Below are 23,271 nucleotides of genomic sequence, written 5' to 3'. Positions count from 1 at the left end.
TCGTCTCCATACAAAAAGGGCCCGGACCGAAGTCCGGGCCCTTGCCGTAGGTGCTGCCAGGCAGGGGGGAAGCCTGGCAGCGCTCGGGCGGCGCTCAGCGGAAGGTTGAGCCGCCCTGAGGGGTGGTGCCGCCGGTCGTGCTCGATCCCGCGGCAGTACCCGTTCCCGACGTACCGCCGGTGTTGGCGGTAGCGCCCACCGTGCCCAGCGTGCCGGTGGTGCTGGTCGTGCCGCTGGTGCTGGAGCCGGTCGTGCCCGTGCTGCCGACGCCACGGCCCGCGCCCGACGCGCCCTGCGCATCGTCGCCGAACATCGCCTGGCTGTGCTCCTCGTCGCGCCAGTGGCGCTTCGCCTCGTCCGCGGTCTTGCGGATCTTCACCTTGTCGTCGACCGTCTCGATCCAGCGCGACGGGATCGAGTGATGACGGCCGTGGGCGTCGGCATCATTCTTGGTCAGGAGGATTCGGTCGCCACGCACCTTGTCGACGGTGCCGACGTGCTGACCGTCCGAGCCGACCACTTCCATATGCTCCTGGACGCGGTTCAGCGAGGTGCGCTGGCCCTGCCGCTCGGTGCGCCAACTGCTGAACTCGTTGTGGAACTTGCTCGCATTCTCCTGGCGATACTCGTCATAGTCGCGATCGAACTCGGCAAGCTGGTTGCTGCGCCAGTTGCTGTAGTGGGGATCGTGGCCATAGCGGTCGTCGCGGCGCTCGCGCTGCTCGTCATAGCGCTGGTCCAGCTCGCGGCGGCGTTCCGCCTCTTCGTCGCCGAACCAGGAGCGGACCTCGTCGCCGGCGCGTTCCAGGAAGCCGCGCTCGTCATGGTCATAGCCCTGCGGCCGCCCGCCGAAGCGCCGCTCGTCGCGATCGTCCCGGTCGCGGAAGCGGTTCTGCGCGCCATAGCCGCGATGATGATCGCGTTCGCCATGGCTGCGCTCGCCAAAGCTCCGCTCGCCATAGCCGCGTTCGCCGTGGCTGCGATCGATGAAGCCGCGCTCGCCATAGCCGGAGGATGCGCCATAGCCGCGAGGGCGCTGGTCGCGGTCGCTCAGATACCGGCCGCCGGAGTTGCGGTCGCCGCCGTAGCGGTTGTCGCGATCCCAGCTGCTGCCTTCGTCCTGGTTGTCGACGTCGGTGAAGCGGTGGCCGTCGCTCGCATAGCTGCCGCGGTAGGGCTGGCTCGACCCGCGGTCGCGATAGCGTCCGCCGCCGTATCCGCCCGAACCCTCGCCGCCGAAGTTGCGCGCGCCATAGTCCCGGGTCCCATAGTCTCGGTTGCCGTAGTCGCGGCCGTCATAGTCACGCTCGCCATAGCCACGACCCTCCTCGCGCCGGTAGCCGCCGCGGCCGCGATCCTCGTCATAGCCGGCCGCCGCATAGTCGCGGGCGCTGGAATAGGTATAGTCGCGGCCCGAGCCGAAATCTTGGCCATAGTCACCCGCGGTACCGCGCCCGCGGGGGTAGCGTTCATACGCCATGGATCGTCTCCTGAAACGTCATCCTGCGGTGCCGCGTCTCGTGGCGCAGCTTCCGGAAATTATAACAGGTTAAGGATGGGCCGGTTCCGCGCGCTGGACGCACAGCGGATGCCGTTCGGCGCACGATGCAGGGCGGTTTCGGAAGAAGGCGACGGTTGCATCGCCCGAAAAGCCCGGCTAAGGGAGCGGCCCCGGCTTTGCCGGGGACGGGGCGGGGCTGTAGCTCAGATGGGAGAGCGCTGCAATCGCACTGCAGAGGTCAGGGGTTCGATTCCCCTCAGCTCCACCACCCCTTTCGCCGCCGGATCGCCGGGCGGCACGCCACCCGGGACATTGCAGGAAATCGGCACGCCTGCTTGAAGGTTGCGGCGCCTTCGGCTCTCAGTGCCGGTGTTCGCGGCGCAGCCGGTAGCGACCTTCCGAATAGACGTCGAACAGGCCCTCGATGGCGGGGTGCTCGACCGGCTCGTCGCTTTCGTCCACCACTAGATTCTGCTGGCTGACATAGGCGATGTAGCTCGCCTCCGCATTCTCGGCGAGCAGGTGGTAGAAGGGCTGGTCCTTGCGCGGGCGGATCTCTTCCGGGATCGCCTCATACCATTCGTCGCTGTTGGCGAAGACGGGGTCGACGTCGAACACCACGCCGCGGAAGTCGAACAGGCGGTGGCGCACCACGTCGCCGATGGAAAAACGGGCATGCGCAATGGGCGGCATCGCCACCGGCGCATCGAGCAGGTTCCGGGGCTCGGACATTTCGATCATGCACAATATCTAATCCCGGGAGAAAAAGGCACAAGGAGGCGCTTGCACTCCCGAACGCTTTGGCCTAACGGCGACCGCTCGCTGACCGGCGCGCTGTTTCTTCTCAGGAACGGATCGCGCCAAACCTCTGCGGAGAGGTGCCGGAGTGGTCGATCGGGGCGGTCTCGAAAACCGTTGAGCCCGCAAGGGTTCCGAGGGTTCGAATCCCTCCCTCTCCGCCAGAACTTGTTACTTTTCAGCGACTTATTAGACTCGGCAGTCGCGCTGCCCACTGCCATGCCCACTTTGGTTTGGGCTCCTGGCGAACGTACGCGAACGGTTGTGCTTCCAAGAGAATGTCATTGCCCTGGTGGTTAAGGGTCGCCTTGAAGAAGTGCGCGAGCGCCTCGCAATGATTGCCGTTGGTTGAGATTTGCGGGCTCTCGCGCACGAGGCAGCGATGTATCCAGAAGCCGTCCAAGCCCGCCTCTTGGATGACGATTAGCGGGTAGTGCTCGCCCGTCCGCTCCCGCTCCTTCGTTGAACAGCCGCCTGACCACAGGCCGAACGCTTTCAACGCGGACGGCCATGCGCGCGGTTGTATTCCGGACGTAGCGTATCTGCTGCCTTCTACGCTCGCAGCAAGTGGGACGCTGTCGGCTAATTACTGACCAACCAAAGCGGGTGGGCAGCTAACCACAACCGGCAGGCATCTGCGCCCGCTACCTGCCGTTTGAAAGAAGGGCTGCTTCGCTGACCGCTGCTCGAACGCGGACAGGCCCCAATCTACCCACTTGCCGCCATTACGTTGTTGCAGAAGCTGCATAATATGCGACGCCCGGGTGTCAGGACTTCGGCGACAAGGTCATGGAATTTGCGCCCATCAATCAACCCGCCGCTAGCCCCCCGGCATGAGGGTCAGAGAAGCCATTCGATCGGGAGGCGGCTCAGGACTGCTATGCTCGCTCGCTGCAGCAAGGTCGTTCCTGGCTCGGTCTCGTGACGGATTTCGCGGCTTCCATCGCGTTCGATCCAGACGAGATCGCCATCGCTGCCTAGGACGACCTGATAGGCTCGCTGCGGGATGAGCTTCTCGAAACTGCCTTGCAGCCGCGATGCCATGGCCGAAGTTTCGACGACGAAGCCGAGTTCGGTGTTGAGGTGCACCGAGCGCGGATCGAAGTTGAACGAGCCGATGAACATCCGCGTGCGATCGACGGTGAAGGTCTTGGCGTGCAGCGTCGAGGCGCTCGACCGGAGCACCGTGCCTGAAGAGCCGCCGATCCGCGACCCAGAGCCGGTGCCGAGCAGGTTCCGCGACCATGGTACGGCATCCTCACCGCCCCTGGGCACTCGCATTTCGAACAACCGGACGCCAGCCTTCAGCATCGACTTGCGGCGGTGGGCATAGCCGGCATGAACGATGCCGACATCCGTCGTCTCCAGTGCGTTGCTCAGGATACTGACAGCGACGCCGTCCTGCGCGAGCTTTGCGAATGCGTTCTGCCCGCCTTCGTGGGTACGAAATAGCCGGAAACCAGCCCCAGCTCCCGGCGAGGGGTGCCGATGATCTCACCGAGCCTCGTCAACAGGAGGCCCTGGCGCCCACCCCCGCCGAGCGTCTTGGCGGGATCGTCGCTGACCAACCGTACCGGAGCCCATTCGAACGCGAGCGTTCCCCGCTTCGCCTGCTCCACAAAGGGGAGCGACTGGGCCGCCTCGACATAGGCCTGGGCGGCGGGATCGCGGCGCGCCTCGGCCGCCGCGTCCCGGATTGCTACGAGGGCCCCGGAGGAGACCGGCGGAAGAATGCGGGCGGCGGGATAGGCGGACTGGCTCGCCCAATAGCGGTCGAACTGGCGCGAGACGTCGGCGACTGCCGTGCCCGCTGCCAGCACGTCGAGATCGGCGAACAGCCCTTCGTCGCGCGCGCCGAAATATTCATCCCCGACATTGCGCCCACCGATGATCGTCAGCTGATTGTCGGCAGTGAAGCTCTTGTTGTGCATGCGCCGGTTGAGTCGCGGGAAATCGGCGAGATAGCCGATCGGCTTGGGCCGCCGCACGATGAACGGGTTGTAGAGCCGCACTTCGATATTGGGATGGGCGTCGAGCGCGGCGAACGGCGCATCAAGGCCGGCGATGCCATTATCGTCGACCAGCAGCCGTACGCGCACTCCGCGCTCTGCGGCGGTGTACACTTCCTCGAGCAGCAGCGTGCCCGAGAGATCGCCGTGCCAGATATAATATTGGATATCGAGGCTACGGGTTGCGGCACGGGCGAGCAGCACGCGCGCGGCGAACGCGCTGCGGCCGTCGTTGAGCATGTGAAGACCCGTCAGGCCCGGATGCGCGGTCACCATCGGCGTGACACCCTGGCCGAGTGGCGTGCCTGCGGTGTCGCTCAGCGCCTGCGACGGGAGATGCGGCTCGAGCGGGGGAAGCGGGTTGAAGACCCGGATCGCCTCGCCCGTCGCGAAAAGCGCCAGGAGCAGCGCGCCGATGATCTTCAGGGCCATGCCTACCTCACAAGCGCTACGCCGATGCGAAGGCGCGTCGTGCGGCGGTTATAGTCGAGCAGGTTTTCGCCGTAGCCCAGAAACGTCTGTCCGAAGAGGTAGAAGTCCGGAGCGCCGCCGAGGATGCGGCGCAGGGGATAGGAGACGTCCGCCGCGACCGACCCCTTGCCGCTGCCGAAGTTGAAGCGGCTCGACGTGGACAGGCGCAGCCCGTCGTCTTCGCCGACTTCGACGAACAGCCCGGTATTGCCGCGATAGCGGCGAACATCGGCATTGTCCGAAAGGTCGCCAATATAGAACCATGCGCGCGGGGCCACCGTCAGCCGGGTGTCTCCGCCCAGCGAGAACGCGGCCATCGGAGCCAGGTAGAAGGTGTTGAGGCTGCGCGACTCCTCGCCCTCGCGCCCATTGGATTCGTGGCGCAAGCCAGCCTGCGCGCTCAACGTGGCCTTGTGGGACAGGGCCTTGGCCGGCGTGACGTAGAAGACCTCTGGCTGGAAATCGATGTTGCGGAAGGGCGAGGACTCGGCGCCCAGATCCCAGAACATCCGCTGCGTATAGCCGAAATAGAGCCCGTCTTCGGACGCTCGGCCATCCTCCCGCGCGCGGCTGCCGAACAGCCGGTACTTGAAGCTGATCTGCAGGCGCGCGTCGCTGTTGGTGCCGGGACCATAGGCGGCGTAGATCGGCTCGTACGCGCTCAGGTTCTCGAGAAAGGCATTGCCGATGGTGCGGTCGGTCGGTGGCGGGGTTGCCGGCGCTGCGTCGGCCAGCTGGGAATCGGGCTGCTGCGCCGGAGCCGATGGCGCCGGGGTCGCCCTCGCGAGCGTGACCGTCTGCCCGCCCCACCCCGGCACGGAAATCACGCCGCCATCCTGGAAGTCCTCGCTCCCCAACCGGTAGCGCGCAGTGGCAAAGCTTCCGGGTGCGATGGTGATCCTCTCAGCGGTTGCCGCGTCGCGCCGCAACGTGACGGCGCGTGAAGCGTACGCGGCGTCGGGTGCCTCGATCCGTGCCTCGACGGTGTCAGGCAAGCGTGCCTCGGCGGACCCGGGGCCGGTGTTGAGCAGGCGAACCTCGAGCCGTGCTTCACCCCCCGAGCCGGCCTCGACACGGCCGATCAACGTCTCGATGCCCTGCTGAGCGGATGCGGTGGCGGGCAGTCCGGCGGCAAGAGCCGCCGCCGGAAGAAAGGTCAGGCATTTGTGCATACGGCCAGCGGCGCTCCAGGGTAAATGGGGTTCGGGTATGTCGGGGCCGCGGGGTGCGGCACGGGCAGGCAGGCCGGGTGCGGAAACGCGCGGCGGCAGTCGTTGCGCATGGGAGCCGCCTGGCCGCTTGAGGGTCACCGGCGGGTTGCGCCGTCGGTCAGTCCGGCCCCCTGCCAGCCACCGCCGAGCGCTCGGTACAGCGTCACGATGTTTTCGAGCTGCGATTGCCGCACGCTGATGGCGTCGAGTTCGGTCGAGTAGAGCGCCCGCTGCGCGTCCAGCTGCTCGAGATAGGAAGCATAGCCGCCCTGATAGCGGTCGGTGGCGAGCGCGACCGACCGTTGTAGGATGATGCGGCGATTGTGGAGCCGCTCGATCTGCTCGGCATAGCGGGTGACCCCGCTCAGGGCGGTCTCGACCTCCTCGAACGCGGTCAGCACCGTGCCGCGATAGGCGAACGCGGCCTGGTCGCGCTGCGCCGCGGTTGCATCGACCTGCGCACTCAGGCGCCCGCCCGCGAAGAGTGGCGCGAGCACGCTGCCGCCGACGCTCCAGATCGTGACCGGATCGTAATCCAGCGCGTTGACGAAGAGCTGACCCAGCGCAGCCGAGATGGCGACCTGCGGCAGGAAGGCAGCGCGATCCGAGGCGAGCGTCGCGTCGGCCGCCGCAACGGCGAGTTCCGCGCTGGCGATGTCGGGACGGCGACGCAGAAGATCCGAGGGCAGCGTGGCCGGCACAGCCGGTGGCAGGAACTCCCGCAGGCTGCGCCCCCGGACGATGGCTCCCGGCAGGTCCCCGGTCAGCCGGCTCAGCGCATTTTCCTGGGCGCGGATCGCGAACTGAAGCCGGGGGATCGCCTGCTGCACGGCCTCATATTCGGACTCGGCCTGGGTGAGCTCGAACTGCGAGGTATAGCCGACCCGCGCCTGATCGGCGGCGAGCCGTAGCGCCTCCGCCCGCGAGGTCACCGTCTGCTGCGACACTAGCAACTGCGCGTCGAGCGCGAGCAAGCCGATATAGGCCTGGGCGACCTGAGCCGAAACCGCCAGCGCGGTCGCGTCACGATCCGCTTGGCTGGCAACGTAGCGCAGTCGCGCGGCATCGGTGAGGCGAGAGAGCCGACCGAACAGATCCACCTGCCAGTTGAGCTGGAGTTCAGGCTGGATGGCGGTGCTCGTCGTCGCCCCGGCCGTGCCGAGATCGCGCCCGTGCTGCGCCCCTCCAACGGCATCGAGCGTGGGCAGCGCCGCCGAGCGTGCCGTCCGGATGGATGCCTGCGCCTCCCGGATGCGAGCCGCGGCAGCCAGCACGTCGGTGTTGCGCGCGAGGGCCCGCTCGATCAGCGCGGTGAGCGCCTGATCCTCGAACGCCTGCCACCACTGCGGGTCGATCGCCGCATTGCCGGCAGTGCCGTCGCGCCAACCCGCCGGCGCGGTGACGGAGGCCGTCGCGGGCGGGCGCACATCGGCAGGCATGCAGCCGACGAGCGCAAGTGCCGCCCCTGCCGCGGCGGTCGGACGCACACGTCTCATCGGGCGCTTCCCTCGCCGGTCGCGCCCGCCGTCTCCACTCGCGTCACGACCGACATGCCGGGGCGCAGCCGGTTCGCGAGCGGCTGGCCGGGATCGATCGTGATCCGGATCGGAATGCGCTGCACGACCTTGGTGAAGTTGCCGCTGGCGTTATCCGGGCGGAGCACACTGAACTCGGATCCGGTCGCCGGCGCAAAGCCCTCGACACGGCCGGTGAGTTGCTCATCGCCGAGTGCATCGACCTTGAAGGTGGCGACCTGTCCAGGCCGAATATTGCGGGTCTGGGTCTCCTTGTAGTTGGCGATGACCCACAGGCTTTCGGGTACCAGGAACAGGAGTTGCGACCCGGCCGAGACATATTGCCCCTGACGGACGCTCGCTTCGCTCAACTGCCCGGCCTTGGGTGCGTAGATGACGGTATTAGCCAGGTTGATCCGCGCGAGGTCGCGCTGCGCCTTGGCAGTCTTTACCTGCGCCTCCAGCCCGAGCCGCGATACGCGCGTGGCTTTCACCGTTTCCTCGGCGATGCGGATGGCCGCGCGCGCCTTCATCACGTCGGCAGTGCTTGCTCGTGCGGTCGCGCGGATCCGATCGCGCTCGCGCAGCGAGACCGATCCGCGTTCGGATAGATCATCGACGCGCCGCTCGTCGGCCGCGGCGCGATCCCGTTCGGCCTCGGCAGCAAGCAGATCGGCACGGCGCGCCTCGATGTCCGCCTCGTTCTGCGCGATCGTCTGGACGGCATTGGCGAGGTTGGCCTCGGCCGCGTCGAGCTGGCCTTCCGCCTGTTCGAGTTGCTGGCGATAGATGCGATCGTCGATCCGTAGCAGCGGCTGCCCCGCCTTCACATGCTGGAAGTCGCGCACCAGCACCTCGGCGACATAGCCGTTCACCTGCGGCGCCATCACCGTGATCTGGCCGCGGACGTAGCTGTTCTCGGTGACGACCATCGTGCCGGTGAACGGCCATATCCGCCACGCGGCAAGGATCAGCAGCACGCCCACCACGGCAACCCCGGCCATGAGGGCTACGGTGAAGCGGCGGGGCTTGATGGTCTTGGGCGGTTCAGCCGCGGCGGGTGGAGCGTCTGCGCTCAACGGGCGGCCACCCGCATCCACCAGCGTGGAGGCGTGTTCTTCGGGCTTGTCAGGCTCGTCGCTTTCCGGGCGGATGATTGGCGCGTCTGCCATCAGGTTTCTCTCAGATCGATGCCGCAGCGCCGGTCGTGGGACCGGCGGGGGCGGGAGGGTTGGACTTCGCCTTGATGGCAAGGCGGATGACGTTGAACAGCGACCAGCTCAGCAAAAGCAGCGCCAGGATGCCGTTCAGGAGGAAGACATCGTTGTAGGCGCGGACGTTCGCCTCGCGTGTGGAGGCCTGGGCGAGCAGCGCCGTGCCCTGCGCCTGGCGCAGCACGGGATCGGGGATGACCCGGCCATACACCTGGCCCTGGATCTGGAGACGCTGCGCCACGAGCGGGTTGGTCGGATCGACACCGGCATTGATGGCGGCGGAATATTCATGCTGGCGAAACTGCTGGAAGGTGCCGAAGATGGCCGGGCCGGCCAGGCCGCCGATCGACTGGCTGACGCCGAACAGCACGGCGAAGCTGACGATATAGTTCGGCCCGTTCTTGAGCGCGCTCATGACGCCGACCAGCAGCAGCGGGCCCATGAACAGCCCCCCGGCCACTGACAGCAAGAACTGGCTGAGGAACATGTCGTGCGGGCGCGTCAGGCTGGTGGCGTTCCAATCCAGGAAGCTGCCGATCGCGATCAGCACCACGGACGCGAGGATCTGCGGGACCACCGTCTTCTGGTTGAAGGTCAGCGCGCTTGTGCCGATCCCGACCACCAGCCCGGCCAGCATCACTGCATAAAGCGGCTGCAACTGCTCCGCGCCCATGCCCAGCGTCCGCAAGAGCCCGGTGGCCCCATAGGTCTGCTCGGAGAGCAGGAAGCGCAGGCCGATGGCTCCGATTGCGAAGCGGATAGTCGAGGCGGTGCCCAGCCAGCGCGTCTGGATCAGGGGATTGGCGCGGTGATGTTCGACAAAGGCCGCAGCAACCAACAGGATGATCGCCACGATCAGTGCGCCCGCGATCCAGGGTTGCTCCGTCCACCACTGGGTCCGCCCCTGTGCCAGCACCGCAACGACCAGGGCAAGCGCAGGCGCAGCCAGCGCGAAGGTCAGGAAGTCGCGCCCCTCGAACACCTTGATGCGGATGCCCGCTGGCAGTTTGAGCGAGACCACGGCAGCGAGGCAGCACAGCGCCAGCCCGGATTCGAACATGTAGAGCGTCCGCCAGTCACCAAGGTCCAGCAGTGCGGGGGACAGTAGCCAGGCGAGCGGTGTCGCCAGTTGCGAGATGCCCAGGCCGACCACCAATCCCTGGGCAAGCCTCGCCTTCGGAAACGCCTGCAAGGTGTAGAAGATTGCCAACGTGCTGATTGTGGCGCCCGCAAAGCCGCTCATCCCCCGCGCCAACAGGGCGGTCGGATAGCTATCCACGATCAGGTGCAGGATGGTCGCCGCGGCATAGAGCGGGAGGCCGATTTCGGCGAAGAGGCGCAGTCCGAATTGCTGGCGAAACTTGAGCAGGATCAGGCTGGTCGAAATGTTGACCATCACATAAGCGGCCGGCAACCAGGCCGCCTGGACCGGCGTCAGGCCGAGAGAGCCCTGGATGTTCTGCAGGTTGGCGCTGACCAGTGCGTTGCCGAGCCCACCTGTGATGCCAAGCAGGAACGCGATCGTGATATATGCCACCCGCACGGGTGGAGTGTGCTTCGGGGTCGACGGCGACCCCGGCATCGACGGCTTCTCCTCGTCGGTCCAGTTCGGAATTGGCTCTAGCGGCGTGCTCATGATGGATCGCGGCTCCACAGGCCGTCCGTGATCAGTTCCTTCATGCGCTCGATCATCCGCTGCCGCGCCTCGTCGTCAGGCTCCCGGATGGAGGCGCTCAGCATCGCTCCGATCAAGGATATGTCCGAAGCCCGGAGGTCGGGCCGGCATGTGCCATCGGCGATTGCCAGGCGGATCGGTTCCTCGAACAGCGCGCACCACCGATCAGCCAGTTCGCGGGCTTCCTCGGCACGGGATGCAGTCACGCGCCAGGCGTCGGCGAGGAACGGGTTGGTGACAAGCGACCGACCGAGATGGCCTAGAAGGTCTTTCAGGGAAGCGGGCCGACCGTCATCGGTCCTTGCGCACTGCTCGAGCGCATTGAGACTCTCCGACGCGATCGCCAGGGCGAGCGAAGCCCGGTCCGGAAAATGCCGGTAGAGGGTGGCGCGCCCCAGGCCTGATCGCTCGACCACCAGTTCAAGGGGCGCGGTTATCCCGTGCTGAAGAAAAACCTCCCGCGCAGCCTCAAGGAGGGCCTGGCGGTGCCGGCGTGCATCGATCCGAATGGTCACCAGCTCGCAAGTGGACATAACTGTCCGCTTGTCAACGCCCCTTAGCGGAGCCGTCCTGCAAATCCATTCTCCGGGCAAAGAGAGTCGGCGCGTTGGGACGCTCCGCTCCTTTGCCGAGTTGAACCAGGAAAACCTCCTGAAGTGGCTGCCAAGTTGCAGGCCGGAAAAACCCACGATCATCTGTTAGATCGCAGGCGGATCAGGCCGTCTGCGACTTCGGGAAGGTTCGCTGTCCCCGCCACTTTCGCAGGATTTCTACCTGGAGACGGTCTTCGTCTGACAGGCTCGCAGCATGGCTGGAGACAGGAATTGGCGCACGGTCGGCGGCGTCCATGGGGGGCGGCACCGCACCTGCCATGTCTCCTTCGACAATCGCGCGCAGCAGGTCGCGGCCGCGGGCCACCCTGCTCTTGATGGTGCCCGGCGGCACATGCTCGATCGCGGCCGCCTCCTCGTAGCTGCGCCCCTCGATCCCGATCAGCCGGATGGACCGCTGCTGCTCCGGAGCTAGCCTTTTCCAGGAACGCTGGACGTCCTTGAGCATGACGATGCTTTCCTGCTCGCACGCAACCGGAACGTCGGGGAAGTCGTCACCCAGCGTATCGGTCCGGGCGACCCGCTGGTGACGGACATGAGAGAGAAAACAGTTGCGCAAGATGCGATAGAGCCAGCCCTTGAAGTTGGTACCGGCGACAAACCGCTCGCGATTGCGCCACGCCCGGATCGCGGTTTCCTGGATCAAATCCTGAGCCAGATCCCCATCCCGCGCGAGGGATCCGGCATAGCGGGACAGATCGGGAAGCAGTGCCCGCAGGTCGCGGTTGAACTGCATTGGGTCCAGCATTGCCGACGGAGCGGAGCCGCCGGGGACAGGAAGCACGATATCACTTGGCGGCACGAGCGGCGCTCCGGTTCAGCGCATTCCGCGAGACGTCCCGCAGAGATACACTTATGGCTACTTTTTACGCTCGCATGACGCGCCGTACCAGGCGGAGTTCCGTCGTGCCGAGAATAAAGTTACAGGCCAGTATCCTTTGTCGCGCGCCGCTTCAGATTGCCCGATCAGGAGACCGACGGATCGGAGGTCATCGTGGGCGCTTCGCGGGTGGCCCCCGCCGCCCATCGGTAGCAACGCCGCCCAAATGGCAGGCGTGTTCGCGGCCTGCTAGGCGGGGCAGATAAGGAGAGTTGAATGTCCAGTGTATCCGAGCGTCGAACCGGTCGGCCGACCACAGCAGAGTCGATCGCTCTACGACAGGCCATTCTGGACGAGACCCTGCGCGCACTGCGGAACGCGGGATCCGAAAGATTGTCGATCGACCGGGTTGCCGCGCAAATCGACGTGACGAAGCGCACGATCTATCGGCACTTCAAGAGCAAGGCGGGCCTAATCGACGCGGTCGTGACTCGGGAGATCGATCGACTGACCGTGGCAGTCTCCGGCCCTGAAGAGAGTCCCGACAGACCGGTCAATGGCGCACTTGCAGAGCTTCAACTTTGGTCCCGCCTCATCTTTGACCATATGAACCGGGCGGAAGAGCGGGCTTTCCGTCGCTACCTTCAATTCGAGGCACAAAGTGATCCGGAAATCCGCGATCACTTGGACAGATGGTATTTGAAGCTGTTCGACCACGGCTGCCGCCTGGTTGGCGCGGCCCAGAATGAGGGTTCGATCGGCCCCGGTAAGCCGCCGCGCTTGACCTCTCTCCTGTTCGATCTCGTCTTCGGCAGCGAGGCCCGTTGGCTGTTCAAGAATCCATCCGTCGCCTTGGGCGGCGACGACGCGGATACGTACTTCCGATTGCGGTGGCTCGCGTTTTTGTCGCTTACCGGCCACCATGCGTGGGGAGAGTTTGTGCGCGAAATGGCGCCCGACGCGCCTCGCGAGCGTACGGCGGGCTAGGTAGCAGACCACCGTCATCCCTACCAAAAACGGACTTCGTTTCACGGACTCGGACGATCAAGCCGCGTTGATCAGTTTTGCCTGCGGGCTCAACGTCGCCCGTCCCTGTTTAAGACGCCAGGCGGATGCCGGATGGCAGTCAGTCTGCCAGGGCCGGTATGCCGCGCGACAGCAGGGCGAGGACCCGTTGTGCATATTCGTCCTTGCATTCCGGCGTATCGGCGAGGCTGTCGAGCCGTATGATCCGCAGCCGCGGGATCGTGACGAGCACCTCGTAAAGGTGCTTCGCCAGGAAGCGACATTCCTCCGGCTCTTCGAACGCCTCGGCCAGGATCGACTCGAGCATCTTCGTGCCCGTATCAATGGCGAGAGGTGATGTGCTGGCGTCCTTGTGCAGCCCATTATCGACGATCCAGTAGATCAGGGCTTCCAACCCTCGCACTCGGTCGGTCAGCGAAATGTCCAGCATGCTGCGTGTCGCGAACAGGATCTTGTCGCGAACGGATCCCTGCGAACAGCCGTCGATGACCGGTCGCGCGAGCTTTTCGATACCGTAGTTGGCCGTCGCCACCGCAAGGTTGTTCTTGGATTTGAAACGCTCGTAAAGCGTGCGCTTAGATATTTTAGCGGATGCTGCCACTCGCTCCATGCTGAATCGTTCGACGCCGGATCGGGTGAACTCTTCAAGCGCCGCGTCGAGAATATGCTCGTGCAATTGTGCGGCGACCTGTTGCGTCGGCCGTCCGCCTTTGGGGCTGCGCGGCTGGAGGCGGCGACGCGGTTCGCTCGGCTTAAACTGTTCCATCAACCAGGAGGTGCCACCGACTCCGCCCAAGGGGAAGCACAAAGCCGCTGCGAGAAAACGCTACGGTACCGTTTACATAACGGTGCGCGGGTAGTACCAGCGCAGTAACGAAGGTGCCACCTCGGCAAGGATCAGCCCGGTGGTGGCAGGACGGGAATGGTTTGAATGGCTGCCGGCAGGCGGATTTCAGATGCGGCGGCCAGATGCTGGCGCCTTGTTGTCGCAGGGGGTGGCGCTGCCTCCCTGGCGGGCTGTAGCTTCGCGCCGCCCTATGCGCGGCCGGCCCTTCCGGTGCCCGCCGCGTTCGTTCCCGCCGAGCCTGCCGGGGTCAGCGTCGCGGCGATCGGCTGGCGTGATATCTTTCGCGAGCCCCAGCTTCAGTCCCTGATCGCAGAGGCACTCGTCCACAACCGGGACCTGCGTATCGCCGCCGGCCGCGTGGCAGAGGCGCGCGCCGCGTGGCGGATCGAGGGCGCTGCGCTTTATCCACAACTCGACGCGGTGGGAACGGGCACGCGTGGCCGCTCGATCTTCAACCTGCCAGGGGCTGGCACGCAGCGCGCCGACGTGCGCCAGGTGAGCGCCCAGCTCAGCGCCGGCTGGGAGATCGACTTCTGGGGCCGGCTCAGGAACCTGCGCGAAGCGGCCCGCGAGCAATATCTGGCAACCGAGGAGGCGCGCCGCGCCGTGGCCACCGACCTCGTCGCGCAGGTCGCCAACGGCTATCTGCTGGAGCGCGAATATGAGGAGCGGGTCGCACTCGCCCGTCGGACCATCGAAACCCGACAGGAGGCGCTACGCATCGCGCGTCGGCGGTTTGAGGTCGGATCGGGCTCGAAGCTGGAGATGAGCGAAGCGCAGCTGTTGCTGGGACAGGCGCAAACCGCGCTGCATTCGATCGAACAGGATCGCGGCGTCAACCGCAACGCGCTGGCACTGCTCGTCGGGCGGCCGGTGGAGATCGCACCCGGAACGCTGCGGCTGGCCGAAGAGGGACCAGCAATGATGCTCCCGCCAGGGCTTCCTTCGGATCTCCTCGTCAACCGTCCGGACATTGTCGCGGCCGAGTTCCGGCTGCGTGCGGCGAACGCCAATATCGGCGCCGCACGTGCCGCGTTCCTGCCCAACATCAATCTCTCCGGCGCCTATGGCACCGCGAGCGACGCGCTGGACGGACTGTTCGCCGGCGACACGGAGGCATGGACCTTCACTCCGACCATCACCCTGCCGCTGTTCAACGCGGGGCGGCTCGCCGCCAACCTGGACGTTGCGGAGGCGCGGCGCAACATCGCCGTTGCCGAGTACGAGCAAGCCATTCAGCGCGCGTTCCGCGACGTGTCGGATGCGCTCGTCCGCCGGCGCCAGATCGGCCTTCAGGTCGAGAGCGCGCGTTCGATGCTCGAGGCGCTCACCGAGCGGGCGCGGCTGGCCACGCTGCGCGTGCAGAACGGTCGCTCGGCCTCGATCGAGGTGCTCGACGCGCAGCGCGACCTGTTCGACACGGAGCAGGCCCTCATCCAGCTTCGCCGCGCCGAACTGACCAGCGTCGTGGCGCTCTATTCCGCCCTGGGCGGCGGCTTTCCGACTAGCATGACGGACCTTGAGGAATCGGCACGATGAAGATGCCCGCCAGGAAATCGCTCATCATCGGTGGCATCGTGCTTGCCGTAGTCGCAGCCGCGTTCCTTTTGTGGACGCTGGTGAAGCCGTCAGACCTCCCCGAAGGGATCGAGGCCGGGAACGGACGGATCGAAGCGACGGAAATTGACGTGTCGGCAAAGACGCCGGGCCGCATCCGCGACATCGTGGCGGAAGAAGGCGCGTTCGTGAAGCCGGGCCAGGTCGTGGCGCACATCGACACCGATGTGCTGGAGGCGCAGCGAGCCGAAGCGGTGGCGCAACTCGCCCAGACGGCTGCCGCGGTGGAGACGGCTCAGACCCAGGTCGCGCAGCGGCAGAGCGAGCGTGCCGCGGCGCTGGCGGCGGTGCGCCAGCGGGACGCAGAGCTGAACGCGGCACGGCGGCGGCTCAGCCGATCGGAGACGCTCGCGCGCGAGGGCGCCACGCCCGCGCAGGAGCGGGACGACGACCGGGCGCAGGTGGAAGGCGCGACCGCTGCGGTGGAAGCGGCGCGTGCGCAGCTCGCCGCCGTCGATGCCGCCATTGCATCTGCACGCAGCCAAGTCGTCGGTGCGCGCTCCAATGTCGATGCGGCACGGGCGACCATCCAGCGGATCGAAGCCGACATCCGGGACAGTGCGCTGCGCACGCCGCGCGGCGGCCGCGTCCAGTTCCGCGTTGCCCAACCCGGGGAGATCGTCGCTGGTGGCGGACGGGTGCTCAACGTGATCGACCTCTCGGATGTCTACATGACCTTTTTCCTGCCGACGACGGCAGCGGGCCGGGTCGGGCTCGGGTCGGAGGTCCGGATCGTGCTCGATACCGCACCCGACTTTGTCATTCCGGCGAAGGTCTCGTTCGTGGCCGACGCGGCGCAGTTCACACCCAAGACGGTGGAGACCGCGAGCGAGCGCGAGAAGCTCATGTTCCGCGTGCGCGCCCGGATCGATCCCGCGCTCCTTCAGCGAAACCTGCGCCAGGTAAAGACGGGACTGCCCGGCATGGCCTATGTCCGTATCGATCCGAACGTGCCTTGGCCTGAGAAGCTGGCCCTTTCGCAGCAGCGCTGAGCCCTTCGGTGCGTGGCAACACAGGACAAGTGGAAGCGGGTGGCGATGCCGTCGTGGCGCGGCTGGCCGGCGTCCGCCTCAGCTATGGCAAGACCTGCGCGTTGGACGGGATCGACCTCGACGTTCCCGCAGGCCGCATGGTCGCCCTGATCGGTCCGGACGGCGTCGGCAAGTCCAGCCTCTTCTCGCTGATCGCGGGCGCGCGCGCGGGGCAGGAGGGCAAGGTGGAGGTGCTCGGCGGCGACATGGCGCAACGGCAGCACCGCGAAGCCGTGGGGCCGAGGATCGCCTACATGCCCCAGGGGCTCGGAAAGAACCTCTATCCCACGCTGTCGATCGAAGAGAACCTGTCGTTCTTCGGGCGGCTGTTCGGTCAGGATGCCGAGGAGCGGGAGCGCCGGATTGCGGAACTGACCGAGAGCACGGGTCTCGCCCCCTTCCGGGGCCGGCCCGCGAGCAAGCTTTCGGGCGGCATGAAGCAGAAGCTGGGTCTCTGCTGCGCACTCATCCATGATCCCGACTTCCTGCTGCTGGACGAGCCCACGACGGGGGTCGATCCGCTGTCGCGCGCCCAGTTCTGGGATCTGATCGACCGCATCCGTGCGGATCGCCCGCACATGAGTGTGCTGGTCGCTACCGCGTACATGGAGGAGGCCGCACGTTTCGACTGGCTGGTCGCGATGGATGCCGGCCGGGTTCTCGCTACCGGCACTGCCGACGCGCTCTATGCGCGCACGGGCAAGGACAATCTGGAGGAAGCGTTCATCGCCCTTCTGCCCGAGGAGCGGCGGCGCGGGCATGCGCCGGTGAGGATCCCCGAGCGGGCCGAGGCCAACGGCGAGGTCGCGATCGAGGCGAAAGGCCTCACCATGCGCTTCGGCGATTTCACGGCCGTGGATCATGTCGATTTCCGGATCGAGCGAGGCGAGATCTTCGGCTTCCTCGGCTCCAACGGCTGCGGCAAGTCCACGACGATGAAGATGCTCACCGGCCTGCTCAAGGCCAGCGAGGGCGAAGCCTGGCTGTTCGGACAGCCCGTCGAGGATGACGACATGGCGACCCGGCGCCGGGTCGGCTATATGAGCCAGGCATTCTCGCTCTATTCGGAACTCACCGTCCGGCAGAACCTGGAACTGCACGCCAAGCTGTTCAGCGTGCCTCACGACGAAGCCCCTGCTCGCATCGACGAGGTGGCGCGCCGCTTCGACCTTGCCGGCATCATGGACGCACTGCCGGACGCGCTGCCGCTCGGCCAGCGCCAGCGGCTCAGCCTCGCGGTGGCCATGGTGCACCGACCGGAGATGCTGATCCTGGACGAACCGACATCGGGCGTCGATCCGATCGCGCGCGACCGTTTCTGGCAGATGATGATCGACCTCTCGCGGCGCGACCGTGTGACGATCTTCGTCTCCACCCATTTCATGAACGAGGCGGAACGCTGCGACCGCATCTCCCTGATGCATGCCGGGAAGGTGCTCGTCAGCGACACCCCCCGCGCGATTGCAGACGACAAGGGAAATGGCAGCCTGGAAGAGGCATTCATCGCGTACCTGCGCGAGGCGTCGGGCGAGCAGGAAGCGGCCGGCACCCCCGCCTCCCCGCCCATCGAGGAGGAGGAAGCCCGGGACCATGCTTCCGGATTTTTCAGCATCCGCCGCATGATGGCCTATGCCCGGCTGGAGGCGCTGCAATTGCGGCGCGACCCGATCCGGGCGACGCTCGCACTGGTTGGCAGCGTGCTGCTGATGTTCATCATGGGTTTCGGCATCAGCATGGATGCCGAAGACCTGCCATTCGCCGTGCTGGATCGCGACGGCAGCACGGTCAGTGAGAATTACGTCCTGAACCTGTCGGGCTCGCGCTATTTCATCGAGCGGCCGCCGATCACGGACTATGGCCAGCTCGACCGGCGCATGCGTGAGGGCGAACTCAGCCTCGCGATCGAGATCCCGCCGGGCTTCGGCCGCGATGTCCGCCGCGGTACGCCCGTCAAGATCGGCGTCTGGCTGGACGGCGCGATGCCGCAGCGGGCGGAAACCGTTCGCGGCTATGTCCAGGCGATGCATGCGCAGTGGATGGCCGAGACTGCCGCGGCCGAGATGGGGCTGCAACAGCCCGCTGGCCTCGTCGATATCGAGCTGCGCTACCGCTACAACCCGGACGTCAAGAGCCTGGTGGCGATCGTGCCCGCGGTCATTCCGATCCTGCTGCTGATGTTCCCGGCGATCCTGACGGCCTTGAGCGTGGTTCGGGAAAAGGAACTGGGGTCGATCATCAACTTCTACGTCTCCCCCGTGGGGCGGTTAGAGTTCCTGCTCGGCAAGCAGCTTCCCTACGCGGCGCTGGGGCTGGTCAACTACGTCCTGCTCGTGGGCATGGCGATCACCATCTTTGCGGTGCCCCTGACGGGCAACATCCTGGTCATGACCATTGCCGCGCTCTTCTTTGTGCTGTTCTCGACCGGCATGGGCCTGTTGATCTCGACCTTCATGAAGAGCCAAGTCGCAGCGTTGTTCGCAACGGCTCTGGGGACCATCTTGCCGGCGGTCCAGTTTTCCGGACTGACCAACCCCGTCTCGTCGCTGGAGGGCATGGGGGCAATGATCGGGGCGGTGTTTCCGGCGGCGCACTTCGTCACGATCTGCCGGGGGGTTTTCTCCAAGGGCCTTGGCTTTGCCGACCTCGCCCAGCCGCTGCTCATCCTGATCGCCGCCTACCCGGTCGTCATGGGCCTTTGCGCGCTGCTGCTGAAGAAGCAGGAGACCTGACCGTGCGTGTTGCCGCCAACGTGCTCTGGCTCGGCATTAAGGAACTGCGCAGTTTGTTGCGCGATCCGATCATGCTGGTGCTGATCGTCTATGCCTGCTCATACGGTGTCTACAGCGGCGCGACGAGCATGCCGGAGACGCTGTACAAGGCGCCGATTGCGATCGTCGACGAGGATCAGTCCCCGCTTTCGGCCCGCATTGCAGGCGCCTTCTACGCACCGTACTTCCTGCCGCCCCAGCAGGTCGGCCTGAACGAAGTCGACGCGGGGCTGGACGAGGGCCGCTTCACCTTCGCGCTGGACATTCCCCAGAACTTCCAGCGCGAGGTGATGGCAGGCCGCGCCCCCGCCATTCAGCTCAACATCGATGCAACCCGGATGAGCCAGGCCTTCAGCGGCGGCGGATATGTGCAGCAGATCGTGCAGGCGGAAGTGGCGGAGTTCGTCGCAGGCAACCGGGACACGCCGGAGCAGCCGGTCGAGCTGGAGGTGCGTGCGCGCTTCAATCCGACGCTTTCACCGGCGTGGTTCGGATCGATCATGGCGATGGTCAACAATATCACGATGCTTGCGATCGTGCTGTCCGGGGCCGCGCTGATCCGCGAGCGCGAGCATGGCACCATCGACCATCTGCTGGTGATGCCCGTCACACCTTTCGAGATCATGGCCAGCAAGATCTGGGCGATGGGCCTCGTCGTGCTCACTGGCTGCGCGTTCGCGCTGACGGTCGTGGTGCAGGCAGTCCTGAAGGTTCCGATCGAAGGATCGGTGCTGCTGTTCCTGGCTGGGGCAATGCTGCACCTGTTCGCAGCGACCTCGATCGGCATCTTTCTAGCCACCATGGCGCGATCCATGCCGCAGTTCGGGCTGCTGTTGATGCTGGTGTTGCTGCCGTTGCAGATGCTGTCGGGCGGATCGACACCCCGCGAGAGCATGCCCGAGCTGGTGCAGAACATCATGCTCATCGCGCCGACCACGCACTTCGTGGCGATGGCTCAGGCTATCCTCTACCGCGGCGCCGGGCTGGAGGTGGTGTGGCCGCAGTTCCTGGCCCTGGTGGCGATCGGCGGACTCTTTTGCGCGGTTGCGCTTGCCCGCTTCCGCAAGACCATCAGCGCGATGGCCTGAGCATGGCGACAAGGCGGTGACCGTGCGAATCTTTCCCGCGAACGAGCAGCTGTCGACGGTGCTGCACGGACTGCAGTTTCCTGACTGGGAAACGTGCGGCGGCGGCGGCGCGGCGCGTATTGGGGTGGCCGCACGATGAACGGGGCGGACTGGGACATCCAGGAACGTGACGGGAGCCGGACACTGCATCCAAGCGGAGACTGGACTGCCCTGCGCATCGGTGACGCGGCAGGGCGGCTGAGGGCGTGTGCCGATTTCGCCGGCCCGCCACGGCGCCTGGACCTGTCTGATATCGGCAAGGTCGACACTGCCGGCGTCGTCATTCTTCTGCGGGCGCTGGCTGGCGGTGCCGAGGTCGACTGCGCCGGCCGGGAAGATCTCCAGCGGCTGATCGCGCTGGTCGAGCCGCTTCTGGTGAAGGAACGCGAGCCTGAACGGATCACGTCCTTTGGACTGACCGGTTTCCTGACGCGGTTCGGCCGGCAGGTCGTGAGCATGGCGGGTGACGTCTACGCCATGCTCGAATTCTTCGGCCATATGATGGCGGCGCTCGGCCGGGTGGTCGTACAACCCCGGCGACTTCGCCTCACCCCGCTGGTGGCGGTGATGCAGGATGTCGGCATCAACGCGTTGCCGATCGTGTTCATCATGACCTTCTTCATCGGCGCGGTCATCGCGCTGGTCGGCACCAACCTCCTGACGACGCTCGGCGTCGAAGTGTTCACTGTCCAACTCGTCGGCGTCGCGATCCTGCGTGAGTTCGGGGTGGTGATCACGGCCATCCTGCTCGCCGGGCGTTCAGCCTCCTCGTTTGCGGCGCAGATCGGATCGATGCGCATGAATCAGGAAACCGACGCGATGCAGGTCATGGGTGTCGATCACTTCGACGCCTTGGTCACGCCGCGCATCCTTGCCGCGCTGGTGATGATGCCGCTCATGACCTTCGTTGCGGACATCGGCGGTGTGCTCGGTGGGCTACTCGTCAGTTGGGCGACCATCGACATTAGCCCGGTGTTTTTCGTCCAGCGCACGTTCGAGACCGTAGACGTCAAGCATTTCTGGATCGGGATGAGCAAGGCGCCGTTCCTTGCCCTGTTGATTGCGGCTTCCGGGTGCCGTCATGGCATGATGGTCGGCGGCGACGTGCAGAGCCTGGGTCGCAATGTCACCTCTGCCGTCGTCCAGTCCATCTTCATGACCATCATGTTCGACGCGGTGTTCGCGATGATCTTCATGGCGCTCGACCTATGAGCGCGAGTCCGGAGATGCGCTGCGACATTCCACCGATCCGCATATCAGGCTTGCGCACGGCATTCGGCGACAAGGTCATTCACCAGGATCTCGACCTAGAGGTCCGCCGCGGCGAGATTTTGGGCGTGGTCGGCGGATCGGGTACGGGAAAGTCGGTTCTGCTCAACACTATCCTCGGCCTCAAACGCCCGGACGGCGGGACTATCGAGATCTTCGGACGGAATATAGACGACCCTGGCGCACAGGGGGATATGGAACGCCGGATTGGCGTGTTGTTCCAGCAAGGTGCATTGTTCTCTTTCCTGACGGTGCAGGAAAACGTCGAAACGCCGCTTCTCGAACATACCCAGCTGCGGGGCGAAATCCTCGGCGACCTAGCCCGGCTCAAGATCAGTCTTGCCGGCCTTCCCAACGGCGCGGGGGCGTTGAAACCGGCGGAGCTGTCGGGCGGCATGCGTAAGCGCGCTGGCGTTGCGCGCGCCATCGCCCTGGACCCCGACATCCTGTTTCTCGACGAACCTACGGCAGGCCTCGACCCGATCGCAGCCAGCGAGTTCGACGTGCTCATCAAGACCTTGAGCAAGGCTCTGGGCTTGACCGTCTTCATGATCACCCATGATCTCGACACGCTGCACGCCATATGTGACCGCGTCGCCGTGCTGGCGGACAAGCGCGTCATCGCGGTCGCGCCGGTTCCTGAACTTGAGCGGTCGGAGCATCCCTGGATCAGAAACTATTTCCTGGGGCCACGCGGCCGGGCTGCCCACCACCAGAAACAGAGGAAAGACGGCTGATGGAACGCCACGCTAACTATGCGCTGGTAGGGGCCATTTCGGTCCTGCTGATCATTTCGTCGCTGGTCTTTGTCGTCTGGCTCGGGGGATCGCGGTTCAACCAGCAATATGATCAGTACCGGATCATCTTTCACGGCCCCGTGCGCGGCCTGAGCGTGGGCGCGGAGGTTCAGTTCAACGGAATTAAGTTCGGCCAAATCGACCGGATCCGGCTCAGCGAACAGGACCCCAATCAAGTGATCACGGACATCACGCTGACCCACGGCACGCCGGTGCGGGTGGATTCGATGGCGTCGACCGAATCCCAGGGTATTTCGGGGGTCAGCATTGTCCAGATCAGTGCCGGCACCCCAAGCAAGCCGTTGCTGCGCGAGTCTCGCGGTGTCCGCCGGCCGGTCATCATGAGCAAGCCGAACGCTCTGTCTTCCATTCTGCAGGGCGGCGGCGAAGTCCTCCAGAGCGCGGCCGAAGCGCTGGGGCGGGTGAACCGCATCCTCTCGGACCGCAACATCACCAATCTTAGTGGTGCCGTGCAGGACATCCGGACAACCGCAGGCGAAATAGCAGCCAATCGCGCGATGATCACCAGTGCGGCATCTGCATTGGCCAAGCTCGACCGCGCAGCGACCGATTTTCAGGAGACTGCCGCCTCCGCGCGCCAGATCGTCGACGGGGACGGCAGGCATGCCTTTGCGGACGTCTCGGCGGCGGCCGGCGAGTTCAAGACAGCCGTCAGTGAAGCCCGAGGGGTGATTGCCACTCTCAATGCGCAGAGTTCCGAGGTCGGGACGACAACAGTCCCCGCCATCAACTCAACCATGCTCAGCCTGCAGGAGGCAGCGGAGTCGCTGGACGGCCTCATCCGGCAAATCCGCCAGAGCCCGCGGCAGATGCTGAGCAAGGACAGCGGCAAGGAACTGGAGCTCCCGCAATGAAGATTATCAGACCGCGCTGGTGCCTGCCGGCGCTCGGCATACTGCTACTCACGGGCTGTAGCGGCCTGCTCCTTGGCGATAGCAAGCGGG

19 protein-coding genes and 2 tRNA genes are annotated in these 23,271 nt (G+C 65.7%); 10 read left to right on the top strand and 11 right to left on the bottom strand.

The window, feature by feature from the left end:
• Positions 1–94 precede the first annotated feature (94 nt).
• Positions 95–1,480 (bottom strand): DUF2171 domain-containing protein, encoded by a 1,386-nt coding sequence (locus ABDZ92_RS01825; RefSeq protein ID WP_125962213.1) that lies wholly within the window; start codon positions 1,478–1,480, stop codon positions 95–97.
• A gap of 213 nt (positions 1,481–1,693) precedes the next feature.
• Between ABDZ92_RS01825 and ABDZ92_RS01820 the strand changes: the two genes are divergently transcribed.
• A tRNA-Ala gene (locus ABDZ92_RS01820) sits at positions 1,694–1,769 on the top strand.
• 92 nt (positions 1,770–1,861) lie between these two features.
• Here the strand turns inward: ABDZ92_RS01820 and hspQ are convergent.
• Positions 1,862–2,233: a heat shock protein HspQ gene (gene hspQ, locus ABDZ92_RS01815; protein WP_241212024.1), complete on the bottom strand. Its 372-nt coding sequence runs from the start codon at positions 2,231–2,233 to the stop codon at positions 1,862–1,864.
• Positions 2,234–2,373: 140 nt separating this feature from the next.
• On the opposite strand from hspQ, the gene ABDZ92_RS01810 reads away from it, so the two are divergent.
• Positions 2,374–2,463 (top strand) — tRNA-Ser (locus ABDZ92_RS01810).
• Between the two features lie 676 nt (positions 2,464–3,139).
• Here the strand turns inward: ABDZ92_RS01810 and ABDZ92_RS01805 are convergent.
• From ABDZ92_RS01805 to ABDZ92_RS01770, 8 genes are all read right to left on the bottom strand, one after another.
• Positions 3,140–3,679 (bottom strand): phospholipase D-like domain-containing protein, encoded by a 540-nt coding sequence (locus tag ABDZ92_RS01805; protein WP_343761704.1) that lies wholly within the window; start codon positions 3,677–3,679, stop codon positions 3,140–3,142.
• Positions 3,676–4,740 carry a phospholipase D-like domain-containing protein gene (locus ABDZ92_RS01800; protein WP_206432262.1) on the bottom strand — a complete coding sequence of 355 codons (1,065 nt, stop codon included), beginning with the start codon at positions 4,738–4,740 and terminating at the stop codon, positions 3,676–3,678. The genes ABDZ92_RS01805 and ABDZ92_RS01800 overlap by 4 nt, the downstream gene beginning before the upstream one ends.
• Positions 4,741–4,742: 2 nt before the next feature.
• Positions 4,743–6,089, bottom strand: coding sequence for a phospholipase A (locus tag ABDZ92_RS01795; RefSeq protein WP_272695229.1), 1,347 nt, complete (start codon positions 6,087–6,089; stop codon positions 4,743–4,745).
• Positions 6,086–7,486 carry an efflux transporter outer membrane subunit gene (locus tag ABDZ92_RS01790; RefSeq protein ID WP_125962209.1) on the bottom strand — a complete coding sequence of 467 codons (1,401 nt, stop codon included), beginning with the start codon at positions 7,484–7,486 and terminating at the stop codon, positions 6,086–6,088. The genes ABDZ92_RS01795 and ABDZ92_RS01790 overlap by 4 nt, the downstream gene beginning before the upstream one ends.
• Complete coding sequence (locus ABDZ92_RS01785) at positions 7,483–8,676, bottom strand: HlyD family secretion protein (RefSeq protein WP_125962208.1); 1,194 nt, start codon at positions 8,674–8,676, stop codon at positions 7,483–7,485. The genes ABDZ92_RS01790 and ABDZ92_RS01785 overlap by 4 nt, the downstream gene beginning before the upstream one ends.
• A 10-nt stretch (positions 8,677–8,686) precedes the next feature.
• Positions 8,687–10,354 (bottom strand): MFS transporter, encoded by a 1,668-nt coding sequence (locus ABDZ92_RS01780; protein ID WP_206432261.1) that lies wholly within the window; start codon positions 10,352–10,354, stop codon positions 8,687–8,689.
• Entirely contained in the window at positions 10,351–10,908 is a 558-nt protein-coding gene (locus ABDZ92_RS01775) for a TetR family transcriptional regulator (RefSeq protein WP_164521349.1), read from the bottom strand. Before ABDZ92_RS01775 ends, ABDZ92_RS01780 begins: the two co-directional genes overlap by 4 nt.
• A 199-nt stretch (positions 10,909–11,107) precedes the next feature.
• Positions 11,108–11,752 (bottom strand): sigma-70 family RNA polymerase sigma factor, encoded by a 645-nt coding sequence (locus ABDZ92_RS01770; protein ID WP_125962206.1) that lies wholly within the window; start codon positions 11,750–11,752, stop codon positions 11,108–11,110.
• 348 nt (positions 11,753–12,100) lie between these two features.
• Between ABDZ92_RS01770 and ABDZ92_RS01765 the strand changes: the two genes are divergently transcribed.
• Positions 12,101–12,811: a TetR/AcrR family transcriptional regulator gene (locus tag ABDZ92_RS01765; RefSeq protein ID WP_125962205.1), complete on the top strand. Its 711-nt coding sequence runs from the start codon at positions 12,101–12,103 to the stop codon at positions 12,809–12,811.
• 139 nt (positions 12,812–12,950) lie between these two features.
• Here ABDZ92_RS01765 and ABDZ92_RS01760 read toward each other — a convergent pair whose 3' ends face one another.
• Positions 12,951–13,616 carry a TetR/AcrR family transcriptional regulator gene (locus tag ABDZ92_RS01760; protein WP_272695228.1) on the bottom strand — a complete coding sequence of 222 codons (666 nt, stop codon included), beginning with the start codon at positions 13,614–13,616 and terminating at the stop codon, positions 12,951–12,953.
• A gap of 165 nt (positions 13,617–13,781) precedes the next feature.
• On the opposite strand from ABDZ92_RS01760, the gene ABDZ92_RS01755 reads away from it, so the two are divergent.
• The 7 genes from ABDZ92_RS01755 to ABDZ92_RS01725 all read left to right on the top strand — a co-directional run bounded on the left by ABDZ92_RS01755 (position 13,782) and on the right by ABDZ92_RS01725 (position 23,181).
• Positions 13,782–15,236: an efflux transporter outer membrane subunit gene (locus ABDZ92_RS01755; protein ID WP_425542268.1), complete on the top strand. Its 1,455-nt coding sequence runs from the start codon at positions 13,782–13,784 to the stop codon at positions 15,234–15,236.
• Positions 15,233–16,306: an HlyD family secretion protein gene (locus ABDZ92_RS01750; protein WP_125962202.1), complete on the top strand. Its 1,074-nt coding sequence runs from the start codon at positions 15,233–15,235 to the stop codon at positions 16,304–16,306. Before ABDZ92_RS01755 ends, ABDZ92_RS01750 begins: the two co-directional genes overlap by 4 nt.
• Before the next feature lie 29 nt (positions 16,307–16,335).
• Positions 16,336–19,074 carry a ribosome-associated ATPase/putative transporter RbbA gene (rbbA, locus tag ABDZ92_RS01745; RefSeq protein WP_125962226.1) on the top strand — a complete coding sequence of 913 codons (2,739 nt, stop codon included), beginning with the start codon at positions 16,336–16,338 and terminating at the stop codon, positions 19,072–19,074.
• 2 nt (positions 19,075–19,076) lie between these two features.
• Positions 19,077–20,201, top strand: coding sequence for an ABC transporter permease (locus ABDZ92_RS01740; protein ID WP_125962201.1), 1,125 nt, complete (start codon positions 19,077–19,079; stop codon positions 20,199–20,201).
• Between the two features lie 135 nt (positions 20,202–20,336).
• Positions 20,337–21,452: an ABC transporter permease gene (locus ABDZ92_RS01735; RefSeq protein WP_125962200.1), complete on the top strand. Its 1,116-nt coding sequence runs from the start codon at positions 20,337–20,339 to the stop codon at positions 21,450–21,452.
• Entirely contained in the window at positions 21,449–22,246 is a 798-nt protein-coding gene (locus ABDZ92_RS01730) for an ABC transporter ATP-binding protein (RefSeq protein WP_125962199.1), read from the top strand. Before ABDZ92_RS01735 ends, ABDZ92_RS01730 begins: the two co-directional genes overlap by 4 nt.
• Positions 22,246–23,181: an MlaD family protein gene (locus tag ABDZ92_RS01725; protein ID WP_125962198.1), complete on the top strand. Its 936-nt coding sequence runs from the start codon at positions 22,246–22,248 to the stop codon at positions 23,179–23,181. The genes ABDZ92_RS01730 and ABDZ92_RS01725 overlap by 1 nt, the downstream gene beginning before the upstream one ends.
• Positions 23,182–23,271: the final 90 nt, after the last annotated feature.

The organism is Sphingomonas molluscorum (assembly GCF_039522995.1).
In the GTDB taxonomy this organism is placed as follows: domain Bacteria; phylum Pseudomonadota; class Alphaproteobacteria; order Sphingomonadales; family Sphingomonadaceae; genus Sphingomonas; species Sphingomonas molluscorum.
This window is presented reverse-complemented; position numbering and strand designations above follow the sequence as displayed.